9 protein-coding genes are annotated in these 14,918 nt (G+C 57.9%); 2 read left to right on the forward strand and 7 right to left on the reverse strand.

The features are described from left to right. Nucleotides 1–146 precede the first annotated feature (146 nt). A complete protein-coding gene (locus NKJ55_RS10150; protein ID WP_352449773.1) occupies nucleotides 147–1,031 on the reverse strand; it encodes a hypothetical protein in 885 nt (294 codons plus the stop codon). Between the two features lie 267 nt (nucleotides 1,032–1,298). Here NKJ55_RS10150 and NKJ55_RS10155 point away from each other — a divergent pair, with 267 nt between their 5' ends. After that, a complete protein-coding gene (locus NKJ55_RS10155; protein ID WP_352449774.1) occupies nucleotides 1,299–7,736 on the forward strand; it encodes an NACHT domain-containing protein in 6,438 nt (2,145 codons plus the stop codon). 59 nt (nucleotides 7,737–7,795) lie between these two features. On the opposite strand, the gene NKJ55_RS10160 is transcribed toward NKJ55_RS10155, so the two are convergent. Both NKJ55_RS10160 and NKJ55_RS10165 read right to left on the reverse strand, forming a co-directional pair. Then, nucleotides 7,796–8,050 (reverse strand): hypothetical protein, encoded by a 255-nt coding sequence (locus NKJ55_RS10160; RefSeq protein ID WP_352449775.1) that lies wholly within the window; start codon nucleotides 8,048–8,050, stop codon nucleotides 7,796–7,798. Nucleotides 8,051–8,092: 42 nt separating this feature from the next. Further along, the gene (locus tag NKJ55_RS10165; RefSeq protein ID WP_352449776.1) at nucleotides 8,093–8,704 is read right to left on the reverse strand and encodes a GIY-YIG nuclease family protein; all 612 of its coding nucleotides are present in this window, start codon (nucleotides 8,702–8,704) and stop codon (nucleotides 8,093–8,095) included. Between the two features lie 174 nt (nucleotides 8,705–8,878). Here NKJ55_RS10165 and NKJ55_RS10170 point away from each other — a divergent pair, with 174 nt between their 5' ends. Then, on the forward strand, nucleotides 8,879–9,112 hold the full coding sequence (locus NKJ55_RS10170) for a nucleotidyl transferase AbiEii/AbiGii toxin family protein (RefSeq protein WP_352449788.1): 234 nt from the start codon (nucleotides 8,879–8,881) through the stop codon (nucleotides 9,110–9,112). Between the two features lie 105 nt (nucleotides 9,113–9,217). On the opposite strand, the gene NKJ55_RS10175 is transcribed toward NKJ55_RS10170, so the two are convergent. The 4 genes from NKJ55_RS10175 to NKJ55_RS10190 form a co-directional block, all read right to left on the reverse strand. Then, nucleotides 9,218–11,014, reverse strand: coding sequence for a UvrD-helicase domain-containing protein (locus tag NKJ55_RS10175; RefSeq protein WP_352449777.1), 1,797 nt, complete (start codon nucleotides 11,012–11,014; stop codon nucleotides 9,218–9,220). Between the two features lie 3 nt (nucleotides 11,015–11,017). Next, nucleotides 11,018–13,153: an ATP-dependent nuclease gene (locus NKJ55_RS10180; RefSeq protein WP_352449778.1), complete on the reverse strand. Its 2,136-nt coding sequence runs from the start codon at nucleotides 13,151–13,153 to the stop codon at nucleotides 11,018–11,020. Between the two features lie 30 nt (nucleotides 13,154–13,183). Beyond that, nucleotides 13,184–14,119: a 3'-5' exonuclease gene (locus NKJ55_RS10185; RefSeq protein ID WP_352449779.1), complete on the reverse strand. Its 936-nt coding sequence runs from the start codon at nucleotides 14,117–14,119 to the stop codon at nucleotides 13,184–13,186. 3 nt (nucleotides 14,120–14,122) lie between these two features. Next, a partial coding sequence (locus NKJ55_RS10190; protein ID WP_352449780.1) for a hypothetical protein occupies nucleotides 14,123–14,918 on the reverse strand: 796 nt, incomplete at its 5' end.

The raw sequence follows: 14,918 nt of genomic DNA on the forward strand, positions 1-14,918 counted from the left end.
GCGCTGAGTCAACCTGTTCGGCAACTTCGGCTTCGTTTTCATAGTGAAGGTGGGTCCGATACAGGCGCTCGGACCATTCTAGGTGACCATTGGGACCGTTGCCCATTGCCGGCTAGACGAGGCAGAGGGGAAGGTCGTTTGGAAGGCTATTCCGCAGTGACCCCGGTGCTGCAGGATGGACAGACCAGCCTGTCGTTCTGCCTCCTGGTGCCGCCGTAGTAGGGATCACGGATCCAAGCGGGATGTTCGTGACCGACGACGAGGTCAGGAGGGATTGCCGTGGCGAGGGTGAATGTGAAATCGCGCTCAGGCACCCAATCCGGGCGATTGACCTTGATCCGGGTCCACTCTTGCAGGAGCGCTCGGGCGAGTTCGTCCCGGGTGCCGGAGGTCACCATGTTGAGGGGGAGATCCACCAGGACAATGGTCGGGTAGCCCCACTTCAGCAGCGCATTGTGGGCGCCGAAGCCCAGGATGCATTGCATCCATTCGCTGCCATAGAGCAGGTAGTGCCCCGCATCATTTGTCTGCGTCCGGTCGTCGAGCGCGAGATGGACCTGGCCGCTGTCGCGGTCGCGATTTTCGAACTGGGCAATCATCCGGTCAATATTCGGCTGATAGAACGCCAGCCCTTCCTCGGTGAAGACCAAGGCCCTCAGATTTGCCGCGAGCACGCTTGGATCGTTAAGCCGAAGGCCGTTTTGATGGTACGACCCGGGATCGGCAGTGCGGCAGCCATGGAAAGCCCTCACTCGGGCGAAGGATAAGGCGTCCGAGAGGATAGCGGTGACGTCATCGACGTCGTCATCGAGCACCCGCTGGGTGAGCTTCAGCCAATCGGAATCATCCCACGCGAGATCCTTTTCACCGAGCTTCTGCAGATGGCGGATGCCCTTCTTGTTTAGTCCGGGACGCAACCAAGTCGAGAGCGACGACACATATGAGGCCGGTCGCTTCCACTCGATCAGCGTTCGTTGCCACAGCTTGCTCAAGCGCTTCTCATTGTTTTTCCATTGTTTCGCTTCGAGCACAGAACATCCTCCGGCACGACCGGTCTTGCAACAAACAGCGGACGGTGAAGCGTCGAGGTCTCCGCCGCTCTTGGGGCTTCATCGACGAAATGTTGCGCGGAGGGGCCATTCTTGAGCACCTCCGGCAGTGGCAGGCTATGGTGGAGCGGATATCGCGATCCTGCGCTTGTCGGCCGCGCTGATTGCAGCGCATATCAACAAGACTTGCTATTCCAAGCCCGTCTGCGTTCCTGGAACATCTTTGTCTAGACCTTTCACTGGGGCAGAATGCCGAAAATAGACGACAGCATCGACAAGGTCCGCTCCTCGAGGGCCGGCCATACGTTCCACGAACGTTGGGCCGCACGGCGTGCCCTGCAGCTGATTTTTCCTAAGGACCGGCTCTTCGCAATTGCCGTTGAAGGCATTTCGTCAACCGAAACAGCGAACCCCGGTGCCGAGGCCGAAGATGTAGCGGACCTGGTCCTCTACTACGGCGAGGGAAACGAGTTCGCCTCGTGCGATAGGCAGGAGACCGTCCAGTTCAAGTACAAGGAGAGGGGGGCCCCGGTTACGGCGTCCTATCTCAAAAAGACCATCGTGAAGTTCTGCGGCACCCTTGTCGGCTACGAGAAAAAATTCTCACGCGACGAGGTCGAGGCGAAGCTTTCGTTTTCCTTCGTCACGACGGCTGAATTCTCAGACGGCTTATGGGAGGCGATCGAGGCTCTGCAGGTGGGGCGGACGTCAGCCGATAGCACCGATGCTGAGCCAATCCGGTACCTGATGTCGCTGTGCAAGGCTCACAAGGTGGAAGATTCTCGTCGTCTGTTCTCGAGAATCGACTTCCGGGCGGGTGAGAAGAGCCTGCCGGGACAGAGCAACACCCTGCGCCGGATCCTGACGGATTGGTCCAGCGGAGCCGACGGGCCTGCAAGATTGCGATTGTTTGGCCTGCAGGAACTCATCCTGAAAAAGGCTGGCCCGGGCGGACAGAACAACAATCTTATTCGGCGTGAGGACGTTCTCGATGCCCTGGACTGCGAACCAGAGGATCTGTTCCCGGCCGATACGCGCTTCATTGATGTGGGTGCCGTTGTCGAGCGCGCCGAGCTCCGCGTCGTAGGAGAGCTGGTCAGAAATTCGACGCTGCCGGTCTTTGTCCACGCCGAGGGTGGTGTTGGAAAGACAGTGTTCATCCAAGGCTTGGCGGCAAGGCTGACAGGGCAATTCGAAGTCGTCGTTTTCGACTGCTTCGGGGGCGGCGCCTACCGGTCGGAAGATCAGGCACGGCATCTGCCCACTGTCGGACTGGTGCAGATTGCCAATGAGTTGGCCTCGCGGGGCCTGTGTGATCCGTTGTTGCCCGGCGATAGTGACCGCATCGGCCTCGTCAAGGCTGCGCGTAAGCGCTTCGCTCAGGCCGCGAAGGCAGTGAGGGAACAATCCAACAAGAGCGGGATTCTGATCGTTATCGACGCCGCCGACAACGCACAGCTGGAGGCAGACAACCGAAAGCAGGATGCCTTTCCGAAACTACTGCTGTCATCACTCGACAACGAGGCACTCGAAGGCGTGAAATTGCTCCTCACGGCGCGGACGCACCGTATGCCCGATGTCGTGGGTCGGACAAAGGTCGAGCCATTTGAGTTGGGGCCGTTCTCCGAGGCTGAGGCGCGCCAGTTCCTCGAGGACCGGCGTAAGACCCTCTCCAATATCGAATTCATAACCGCCGTGGCGCGATCGGGCCGCAACGCACGGGTCCTCGACTACCTTGTGCAAACTTGGGAGAGCAATGTGCGCGGTAATGCGCCCAAAACCCCGATTACCGTGCGAGAAATTATCGCGCAGCGATGCGACAAGATCTTCGCCGACCTGAGGATCGCTGGTTGGCGGGACGCCGAGGTGGTCGAGTTCTTTGCTGCACTCTCGCTTCTGCCCCCACCCATCCCGTTGGAAGAGCTCGCGACCGCGCTCGGGTGGCCAAAGTCTCAGGTGAGTACGGCGGCAGGCGATTTGGTGCCGATGCTGGAACTCGTCCCGCACGGTGCCATATTTCGCGACGAGCCGACCGAATCCTATGTGCGAGAGCAATATTCGCGTGAAACGGCCGCACAACAGGCAATCGCCGAGCGGCTGCTAGGAGCGCAGAGCACATCAGCCTACGCCGCGGAGGCGCTTCCGCACTTCCTCGTCGTCATCGACGATAGCGATCGGGCTTTTGCGCTAGCGGATTCCAACCAGTTCCCGACCACAATACAATCCGATTTTGGCCGTCGGCGGCTGACGCTCGCAAGACTCAATGCTGCCTTTCGACTTGCGGTGAACGCGAACGACATCGATCGCGTATTGGGACTGACCATGCGCTTGTCGCAAATTGCCGCGGCCAATGTCCGGGGTGACCAATTTATTCGCCGTTCGCCGGCGCTCGCGACGATGTTGGGCGACCCGGACGCCTATCGTCGGCTGTTCAATGACCGATCGGGCTGGCGTGGTGCCAGAAATGCACGGCTGACGGTCGCGCATGGTTTTGCTGGCGAAGAGGCAGAGGCGCTCATTCAACGGGAGAGCACGATCCGATGGATTAGATGGCACTGGGAACAGGCCCAAGAAGAGGGGAACAGGGATCGTCAGGCCCCTTCCGCCGCTGATCTCGCTGCGGTCTTTTTTCAATGCGTGCTCGCCGGTGAATACGGTGTCGTCGACCGCAACCTGTCACGGTGGGACAACAGCTTCTCCGTGTCGGTGTCCCGCGAAATTATAGAGTTGCTGAACCTGTACGAGCGCCACAGCGGCGATGTTGTATTGGACAACTTCATAGGGTTCGCATCGAGCGAGAAGTGCAACGCGTTCGCGCTCAAGGTCTCGCTATTGGCTAGACAGAATCGGCTGAGCGCAGCACAGGCGAAGTTGCTCGCGCGAGCTGCTGCCCCTACCCCCAAACAACTGGAGGTGACAATCAGCGAGGTGGAGGATGAACCTGGGCAGGCGATTGAGAACGACGCAGTCCAGGCCGCCTTGACCGCGCTATTGTTTAGTTCTCGCGCAGCCGCTGGGCGCATTCTCAGTTCGTCGATCGCGGCGCGCCCGTCAAGTTACGAGTACGGGGAACGCTACGGACCCTCGAAGGCATGGGGGCCCATCCTGCGAGCCTGTGTGCGGGCGTGGTCACGCGGCAAGCGCGTTCGCTACCACCACCTTCTGCCCTCCGAGGTAAAGGTAACGCGCCAGGCCAAGGCCATTGAGAGCCAAAAGGATCTGGTTGCCTTCCTCGGTCAGCTTCGTGCGGCGCAGCCCCCAGACGCCCGGCGCGGTCGGGCCAAACAACGTGCGAAGTCGCGTTTCACCGAGCGGGAGCGTGACGGGATCGGCAGCGGCATCGGGCTCGTGCTCGCGCTGATAGGGCCGATCGAGGATGCGGTACTGACGAGGACGGGTGTCTCGGCCAAAAGTGTCAGTAGCTTCATCGCGATCTGGAAGGAACGGCTCCGCACCGATGTGCATCGCATGGCCGAGCGCCCGACGGACTTCATGTCCCGTACAATTGGGATTGGGTGCGCTCGACTCTTGCTTAGGCATGCCGACGACGTGCTGGCCGACGATGCCCAAGCACTGATCGAGCTGATTTCCAATGACCGCTTTTTCATTGGTCAGAAGACTGGAGTGCTGAGCCTTCTCGCTGAGCGTTCTAATCTGCACGATCTCGCCGGCCGGTTCGCGCGCCACATAGCCGAGCACATTGGCAAAGATGACAATGTGGAGCAGCGAGGGGAATCCTACGCCGAGCTCGCCTCGTCGCTGGTTCCAATGAGTCTGGGAGAAGCGCGGCATTACTACCGCCAGGGTCTAGCGCAGCTCGACCAGATGGGTGGCGAAGACCACGACAGAATCTACTCGCTGCTGCACTATGCCTCTGTCCAACGGGGAGGGTTCGTTCGACCGGACCTGGCGCAGCGCATGATGAATCTGTGCCAGACGGTGGTGCATCAAGACTCTGGTAAATTTGGGTGGCCACTATTCGCGCGCGCGGCAGCGAAGTCGATCGGGCTCGCGGCGGCACACAAACTCTTGCGGTGGGACGATCAAGACGTTGCCGACTACTCGTACGGCCTGCCGCAACTGGCGTGCTTCCTTGCCAAGAATGGGGCTCTCGACGCACGACGGGGCGCGGTCCTTGTTTCGATCTGCGAGGATCACGGGTGGCATGAGTGGCAGGTTGGCGACGGCCTCGGTGACCTCCTTGGTGTCGCCGAGCTAGGTGATCGGCGACCAATCCTGCTGACCATTCTCAACAAACTCAAGGCAGAACGGCCCTTTGGTGCCTGGCCATCTCTCTGGGAGAGTATTCTAAAGGCTGGTGACCGGTTCCCCGGCAGCCTCGATGAAGTAGATCGGGCGGCGCTGTTACTTCTCAAGTCCGACGACGCACGCAAGCAGGACGAATTCAATAGCCGGAACAGCTCTGAAGAGAGATCGGTACTGGCAGTTGCAAGGGGCAAGAGCTCGGACGCTGAAGTCGATAGCCGTATCGCCCAGCTCGTCGACGCCTGCGATCCGACTTCCGCGCTCGCGATCGATGAAGCCTTACGAAAAGTCGCGGACGACAAGTCGCTGCCCTACTATGCGAGGAAGCGCTTTCTCGATGGCCTTGTTGAGCGGTGCCCGTTTGACGACCGTTTGAGCTTTGTGCTCGCCCTTTGCGAGTGCTCTGAACTCGAGTTTGACCGCACGACCGATTTGATCGTGGCGTCCGTCGCCTTATGGGACGAAGCCGTTGCTCACCTGCGCACAAGTGCAAAGCACGTTGTCGAGAAGCTATTCGAGTACAAAGGATCGGAGCTTTTTGATCTTAGATTCTCGAATGTCACCCGCCATATCAGCACACTTTCGAACTTCTGCAAGGACCCTGGGTTCGTCTTGGGTCAGGTTCTGCGCACCGTGGCCCGGGAGCAGCTCGAACTTGACGGCGATGAATGGCTTCAACTGGCAACCGGTCTCTGCCGGGAGGCCTCCGCCAAGGCAAGTCTGGACGCACTGGAGACCCTCTTGTCCGGATCGTCGGCGCGGATGGCGGATGAGATTGGCGAGGGCGCTTGGCGAGAGGAATTCGAGTCAGGAAACAACCAGGCAAAATTCATTGGCGGGATCATCTGGCATCTGCTCGGGGATGACGACGCCTATATCAGGTGGGCAGTGGCGAGAAGCCTGGGAACGTTGGCCGATCTGGGCCTAATCGAGGAGTTCAACGTTCTTCTCGACGGCTTTGATCAAACCGAGGTCGCGGCACTGGTTTCCCCGGAAACCAGACTATCGTTTCAGAATTCCCAGCAATGGTTCCTGATGGGTTTGGCGCGAGCGGCTCTCTCCCATCCAGCGAAGCTCCGCCATCTTCGACCCAAGTTAGTGGCGCTTGCCATGCGGCCCGACATCCATGTGGTGCATAAACTCCATATCGCCAGATGTCTGGAGCACTTTCGGGACAAAGGAGCACAGGACCTGGAACTCGACGCGCTAAGGGAGGCGATAGACGGACCCTCACACGGCTTCATCGAGAGGGATGACTGGCCCGCCGCCGTGGAGTCCAAGTCGGGATTTTCATTCGACTATGACTTTGCTAAGTCGGAGGTTGCCCGTCTGGCCAGACTTTTCGGGTTGGCAAACGAGGCAGTCACCGACGCTATCGCGGCAGAGATAACGAAGCGATGGCCGAAGGCGACGAGCCTGAACTATTTCCCAGGTCGCGACCGATATGGCCGGGACGGAGACGAGCGGTATGAGTTCTACCGGGAGCATATCCAAAGACATGCCTTATTTAGTGCGGCTACCACCCTTGTCGCGACTTTGCCGATTGTGAAGCATCGTTACGATGACGCAGATGATGGCTCACCTTGGGCAGACTGGCTACATCGCTACGACATCACCTTTGCGGACGGATCCTGGCTTTCGGATCGAAAGGATACAGTCCCAGCCGCTGCGAAAGCGAAGCTGCTCGGCCGCAGGATTGGCCAGCAGGAAACGCTTAAAGACCAGGGCACCCTGCTGCAGGGTCTGGGACTCGTTACCGAAAGGGTTGAAGGTCTCGTTCCTATCTATGGGAGCTGGGTCTCGTCAGACGGCGTGTACGTGCGCATCGTATCTGCACTGTCGCCGCGCCGAGGATCCATCGGCAGATGCAAGGCGTTTTCCAAGCTGAGCGACCATGAACTCTGGCTGCCAATGTTCTGGGACCAGGGCCGGTACGAGCGCCGGCGCAGCCATTTAAATCCCTTTTTTCCATTTGTCTGGGCACCGGACGCCCATGGCCTTGGCATCGACGCCGGAGACAAGATCGCGGCTCAAGGCCCTGCCGGAAGGCCGCGGCTTGGCATCGAGCTCACCGAACAGCTTGGGTTAAGGCTCACTTCCGATGCCCGAGAATGGTACGATAGGGATGGATACCTCGCGCTCAGAAGTCAGGTGTGGGGCAATTGGGAGCCGGCTCCAGGGCAACGGCAGGTCGACCATCACAATGACGGCGAGATTCTGTGGGCCGCGCCCGCGTGGCTCGACCGCACACTTTCCCTGCTTGGCAAGCGGCTCGTTTACTCAATCAAGTTTTCAAAATACGGATCGACGCAGGAGTATGATGAAACAACAGGTGTCACGGCGGTGTTCGTCGGCCTCAGGACCGACGCAGCCGAACCTCGCACCTGGTACGCCAAGAAAGCCTCACGCCAAGAGAACTGAGCCCGACCTCGCAAACCAAGGCATGCTGATGCCTTCATTCGCGGAAGCTTGAACGTCCTCTAGCGATGCTCGCTGTCCAATTCTCCCCAGGCCGCGTCCCACAAGTCCTCGCTCTCGACCGCAACCACAGCCGTCGTTTTTCGATATTCGGCGAGCACCTCCGCTGCCGGCCGTCGCCGGTCCGTCACCGCATCCGCGTAACCTGTGTGTTCATGGCCGTCAGGTTCGAACCATTCCATGCGTTCGACGCTCGCCATGGGATCGCCCTTCGTCCCGCGCGAAATCCTGATGATAGCCGAGCCGCCGAAATCCATAATGTCCGCATCCATAGCGACACGTCGCCACCGCCTAGCCATCTAACTCTCCACACCCATCTTGTTCCACGGTGGCTGGATCATTTTGATCAGCCCGGCTTCTAGCCCAGCGGCCGTGATCACCGGCAAGCCGTTCCACTCGAGCGCAGGGGGCATCGCGATGTAGATCTCGACGACTGTGCCGGCTGTTACGTGTTCGTTGATGGTCTGGTTCACGCGGGCGCTGGTTTTTTGTCCGGCCTGGCCGAGCCGGTAGTTTGACATGCGGCTGCGGATGCCAGCCCGACTCACGCCGATGTACTTGATGAGACCGTCGACCACGAACACGTAGACGCCGGCGTCACGCGGTGCGGAGGTGTCGAGCCCGATGCCGCCTGCGCCGTCGGCCACCCACATACCCAGACGCTCGAATCCGGCGTCCGCGAGCACGTCGATCGCGACATCGGCGCGAACCTTCGGGATAGGCTTTGACTTGGGAACAACGACGAGGCCGCGCTGGAGGCCGCCTTCGATGCCGGCGTCGACGGCCACCTTGCGGACGTGTTGGTACCGGATGTTGAGGAAGTCCGCGACCTCCGTCCGCATGTAGCCTTCGTGCAACAGCGCGCGGATCTTCTCGCTCTTGGTCTCCAGCCCTGCGATGACGACAGTCATTTCACGCTTCATTGGCGGAGAAGCTGCGAGATCAGCTCGTCTATGTCAACTGCTTCCACGGATGGCGTTGGCGGCAGCTTGTGTATCCGGACATGCCCAGCTTCCCTAGCCTTTGGCTTGCATGCATCAGCGCGAGTTTGACGTCGAGAACCCTTGGTTCACCGGCACGACAATGTGCCAACATTCTCGCGAGAGGAAATCCTGGCGACGAAACTGCGAGCGCTGCTCCAGCGCGACAAGTGTCGCGATCTATACAACCTTGCTCATGCGATGGGAACATTTGAAGGGCTGGATGCCAAGCATGCTATCGAGCTCTTAGGCCAATACCTTGGGTCGTCTGCTCAGGCGATTTCTCGGGCTCAGGCAGAGGAGCGTATGCTCGCCAAACTCGCAAACCCGCGCTTTTGACAGACACCTCGACCAGGACCTGATTCCGAGACGTGTTTACCAAATTTATCGAGTTGATACCTGGGGCGCCTGGGCTCGCACGGGAGACGACAGCCGTGCGGCACGTCATGGCACCTTGTCATAGGCAAACTGGCAATCGGCAAGCGCGGTCGTCGGTTGATACTCTCCCCATCCGCCGCCCCGCTGCCGACCGCGCTCCGAGAGCAAATGCAGGTTTTTTCTTGCTCTGGAGCCGATGACATAAAGTAGCTTGCAGGCGCTCTCAGCGGGAGTCGGGTCGTTAAAGTTTGGCACCATGCCCTCAAGCAGCGCATAACTGATCACAGTGTCGTACTCCGCTCCCTTTACGCCGTGGATCGTCGAGACAGTGATGCCTTTCCGCCCTTCAAATACCCGCTTGAACGTTGCAATCTCGCCGATATATTCCGCGCCTTCCGTCTGAAGTCGTTGAATGCGAGCGCGCGAGCTCTCAAAAAACGCATCATGATGCTCAGCCAGGGCCGGAAATGCCCTGAAATCAACGCCGATAGTGGCGAACAAGGCGTCAAAAAACTGTTCCAGATAAGCGAGCCCGTCCTGCTCGCCAATCGTGATTGAATTACACGTCCTCAGCAGGGATTTTCGGGTAAGCTTTCCAATGTCTACCCCGGCATCGCCCAACGCGCCCAACACGTCGCCAATCCAGCGAAAACGGCGGACATACATGTGAGGCGATGCTTGGGTTAGGACGATCTTCGAGAGCTTGTACCAAAAATTGTCGATGTCGCGCGCGAATGGCACCATACCCGGTCCATCGAACCCATACTCCGGCAAGGCCGCGACGAGTCGCCTGGTCATGCTGGCTAGATGGACCCATTGAGGCGCGAGAATGCAAATCTCGTTCGGCGCGATTCCCGCCGTTTCAATACTGTATCGGACCAGCCGGACCAGCTCCTCTTCCAGACCATCTCGGGCCGTCACCGGGTCGAACGATATCAGACTGGCATATTGCCTATCCTTGCCCTCAGCGGAGATTTTCGTGGCGTAGACATTGTAGTTGCCGAAATATCCAACGATCCGCTCCGAACTTCGATAATTGCGCGACAGATCCATCTCTTTGAAATCGACCCCCGCCATCTCGCTAAATTCAGCGGCAGTAATTGCGTATCCTCCAAGCGATCCGTAGATCGCCTGGTTTGGATCCCCAACGATGAAGGCCCCGACCTTGCCTCCGCCAGCCCTCAGGATCGAGGCGAGAATTGCGTACTGGATTTCTTTCGTGTCCTGATACTCGTCGACCAGGATGTACGAGAAAAGTGAACTCAGGAGCTTGCTGATTGTCGGCTGACTTATGATCAGCTCGTGCGCAAAGTGCAGGATAAGTTCGAAATCTATCTGGCGATTTTGCAGAAGCAGCGCGTGATACTGATCGAGCGCCGAGGCCACGTTTACGCGCCTGGGGGCGTGGCACGTCAGAACACGGCCCGCGGGAGTGTAGTAGTGATTGCAATCCCAATGGGTGATGTTCGGGTAACGATAGGGGGAACAGACCTCGGACAGAATTCGTTCCGTATCGTGCGAGTTTATCACCCGAAACCCATACTTCAACGCATCGTGATAGATGGCGTAGGGTTTCAGGATCCACTCCAGGCAGAACGAGTGAATCGTTCCGATCCAAAGCTGACTAGTGTCGACCCCAAGGTTCTCGATGCGTTCGTGAATTTCATCCGCCGCTCGATGAGTATAGGTGATTGCCACGACCCATTGCTTTTCGGATTCGAGTTTTGACAGCTGGCTGGCAATCTTATAGGTAAGCGCCCGCGTTTTCCCGCTGCCCGGACACGCGACCAGAAAGACATTCTTCTCTTCGTTGACCGCAGCTTCCTGCTCGTCGTTAAGATCGCCTTTGTTCCAGACGAACACGATTCACACCCCGGCAAGAATGTTGTTGATCTCGTCAGCCGGAAAAGCTTGCAGCATGGCAGCGCGAACGCCTGGGAAGTCCAGCCCCCCGTCGCGGAATGCTTGGAGATTGTCCCGGAACGTTGCGACAGCGGCCGCATCAACGCCGTCACTCTTCGCGATGTGATCGATCCGATGGCTGAGAATATTGAAAGCCACAGGCTGGCTGAGCGAACCTTGTGCGAAGAAAAGTGCCTTTAGAAGATAATCCGGGATAATTGTGTGGTGATCGATCACCCTGCCGACGCGAATGGCAAACCAGCCTTTGCCAGCGTTTCCAGCCATCGTCAAAACGCGCGAGCCAAATGCCGCGATGTCATTTGATTCAAGTTCTGCCTTGGCTAGCGTGATCGTTGCGGGGTCTTTGTAGACTTCGTTCACCACCGAGACGACCTTGGCACCGTTGCCGGCGGCAACAAAGTCGACCTCAAAGGTATGCGAGGCGAAGAAGGGCTTGACCCAAGGATTGTCTTTGGTGAACTCGCCGAGACCAGCTTTCCTCGCAATGCCGGCTTTTTGCGATCCCAGAGCTCGCTTCTTAGCTGTGGCCAATGCTGGAGCATCATCCGGATTCGGATTCGTGTCGATGAAAGCAGCATCGAGGTCGGTCACAATACTACATCGCTTGCGGATGCGCTGATCATGGAACAGAACGGCGACGTTTTCGAACCCGGTGCTGCGGATATTGATCAGGCTCACTCCAAGCTCGTCCAGACTGACGCCCAGCACCTTTTTGATGATGATCGGCATCAAGATTTCTTCGGCATCGCCTTCGACTAAGATCACGCTCTTGGCAAAAAGCAGGTTGCTGCGAACCGCATCGAGATACCGTTGGATGTTTCCCACCTCCAAAGGCGTCAACCTTGTGGCAGGCTGAAATGCCTCGCATCGGCCGCCTACCCGGCCGAGGATGTTAATGTTCTCGACGTTGCTGACTTCGGAGATATGCGGCGAATGGGTCGAGTAAATCACCTGTGTGTTGGGATAATTGAGCTTGTCGAACAATGTCTTCTGAATATGCGTGTGGATATGCGCTTCCGGTTCTTCGATGAGCAGAAAGTTTGCAATCGACTGCTTGACCCTCTGGTATTTGAATTCAAGCAGCTTGAGGGTCAGGTAGATAAGATTGGCGCCGCCCAGACTGAGCTCCTGGATCCCGCCCTCGTAACCCTCTTCAGATTCGCCAACGAACAGTTTCAGGGATTGAAAGAGCCGATCCGCTTCGTCAGATAGATCGGAGCGGATAGAGAGGGATGTTGGCGAATAGGTATCGCCGACCGTGTCGTTTATCGTCTTGCGGATATCGGAGCGAACCTCCCTTACGTCCGAGAGGCCCTCGATTGCTGTGTTGAGATCCTTCACCTGCGTGGTGATGGGCGCAAACTCTGCGGGATTAATCTCCCCGCTCTTGCTCTTCAGCAACGTCAGCAGGGGGTTCGTTCTATTGTTGTGGAAGTCGGCGACGACATCGCGCAAGGCCTGCACGAAGGTAAAAGAGACTTCTCTCGTTATCGAGAAAATGCCCGGGATCTTGCCGCCGATTTCTGGTGGATCGAGATCCGCGCTGAATCTGACGTTTTCAAAATCACCGACCAGGGCGGTGTAAACAGCGGGATCGGTAAAATCGGCCGTGCTTTTGCCGGTAAGGACGGTCTCATAGTCATCGGTTGTGAGGGTCAAAAGAATGGCGTCCAGGCCGGCCTTATCCCCCTCATCAAGCTGAGACAGTCGGCTGCGAACCACGGCCTTCGGCCGAAATATCAAATTGTAGGTTGCCCGACCGATCGCTCCGTCTTCGATATTCCCCGATCCATGTAAGAAGAGGGTTTGTATCGTCTCGTCGTCGGAGACTTCGTCGAATTCTAGACTGACAATAATCCAGTGGCCACGCCAGTTGGCCAAACCTCGATGAAAATCTCGCTCCTCTAGCCGCAGCGCAGAGCGCAGCATACTTTCGTCGAGAAGAAGCCGAATAGCCCGAAAGAGATTGGTCTTTCCCGACCCGTTCTCCCCTATGATCGTGTTGATGCCTTTCCTGAAGACGATGTTTGCCCTCTGAAAATTGCGATAGTTCACGAGCTGAAGTTTAGATATGTGCACAGTGCCCCCCGGACTTGTTTTTGCTCTGCCTTATGACCGGTCGGAGAACCTATCGTAGGCGGTAATTTTGCGTCTCTTTATATCAACTTCACGCCGGTAAATCTCCGTACGCAAATACGAGAGTTCCGACTCCTTCGCATCGTCATCGACATCGATGTACCAAGAGCGTGGGCTCTGGCTGCCCTCGGCATTCCACCGATAGCCCCGCGCTTTCAGCACGTCCTTCAGACCGAATGGAGAATTCTCGGCCCATATCCTCCAGTTTGAAAGGCGCGCGCGCTCCAACAAGCGGCTCATTGCGGGCATTGCCGCCTTTGGCAACGATAGTGAGAGCAGCTCAACCGCGGCCGCACAGTCCTGAAAGGCGCGGTGGCGCTCGTAGAAAAAGCCGGCACCCGTCGCCAGGTAAGCCAGCTTCGTACCTTCGAACCCTTCCCCTGCCCAATCAATTTGGGTCATTGAGCAGGCCCACGGTTTGGTGATGAAGGCGTCGCTCAGTCGTTCGAGAAATCTGCGATCGAAGGCAGCATTGTGTGCAATTACAAGCGATGCCGGGCTCACGAACGCGGCCACCTCCGCTGCAGCAATCGCATTCCCAGCCACCATCTCGTCGGTAATTCCCGTCAGCGCCGAAATCGCCGCTGGGATAGGTTGGCTCGGCTCGCGGAACTGCTGAAATGGCATCCCAACATTGAATATCGTTCCGTCGAGCCCATAGGTGAAGGGCAACATGGCGAGTTCGATAATCTCGTCACTGGTCGGATCGAGGCCCGTTGTCTCGACATCCACGAACAGCCCGATTCGCGTTTCAGTGCCTTCTGGAGGTACTGCGGCCAATCTCGGCTCGAGCCGACGAAGCACACGATATCGGCCACTCGAATTCAGGGCTTTGGCCATCGCCTCCAGTTCAGTGTTCTGGTTCCGATCCGATCCATCAGGCTTGCCGGTCGCTGAAAAGAGAGCCATCAGCTACATCCAAATTGTCTTGGGCGATATCGAGATGGACCTTTTCTCATCCAAATCGTCGATAAACGCTGACCATCGTTCCCGTCCCATCCTCATTGAGGCATAGCCGGCCGCCATGGCGGAGAATGACTTCAACACATCCGCTAGGTCGTGGATGAAGCCTTCCAGAAGCCGCTCTACGGATTTGCCGTAAGCGAGAAATATGGCGTCGCGGTAATTTGCTTTTCCACGATATCGAGAGGCCTGGTGCAGGAATGCTAGGCCCCGCTTCGCGTACCACGCATCACGTATCTGCCTGGCGGGGAGGGTCCGAAAGTTGTCGACGCCCAGCGCCTTGAACTCACGATCGTCCACTAACCTCTCTTGAATATTCCACTGTTCCCAACCCGCGGTGCCAGATAGGTACTCGGCGCAGCAGCCCCAGGCTTGCTCAGGCGTGGCCGGTACTGTTGTCAACGAATGCTTCCCGCGAGCCCTGATAGGTGCGAGCTCGCGCTTCAACGTGCTTTCCAACAGGTTGGAGAGGCGGTCTCCGAAAGGCGCCATAGCGAGACCGTTTGCTGGAAACTGGCGATCCCACTGTTGTGCGGTTGCGGCGTGATTATCTGGGAACGATCCATCGCATGCCGCGATCATCGCCGATGCTGCTCCATAGACGCCGTAGTACCAAGTCACTATTCCTACCCGAGCGACATCCGCCTTGTTCGGAACATCGTAAGCGCGAATTTCCCCGCACCTTTTGCTGTTGAGTGCTCTGATGCATGAGGTGTCCACCAAAATAGGTGGACACCTTGTGATG

It is taken from the genome of Mesorhizobium sp. M0106, assembly GCF_040322715.1.
Classification (GTDB): Bacteria; Pseudomonadota; Alphaproteobacteria; order Rhizobiales; family Rhizobiaceae; genus Mesorhizobium.

Coding starts and splice junctions, on each gene's coding strand:
- NKJ55_RS10155 (WP_352449774.1), top strand. CDS start 1,299: ATGCCGAAAATAGACGACAGCATCGACAAGGTCCGCTCCTCGAGGGCC.
- NKJ55_RS10160 (WP_352449775.1), bottom strand. CDS start 8,050: ATGGATTTCGGCGGCTCGGCTATCATCAGGATTTCGCGCGGGACGAAG.
- NKJ55_RS10165 (WP_352449776.1), bottom strand. CDS start 8,704: ATGACTGTCGTCATCGCAGGGCTGGAGACCAAGAGCGAGAAGATCCGC.
- NKJ55_RS10185 (WP_352449779.1), bottom strand. CDS start 14,119: ATGGCTCTCTTTTCAGCGACCGGCAAGCCTGATGGATCGGATCGGAAC.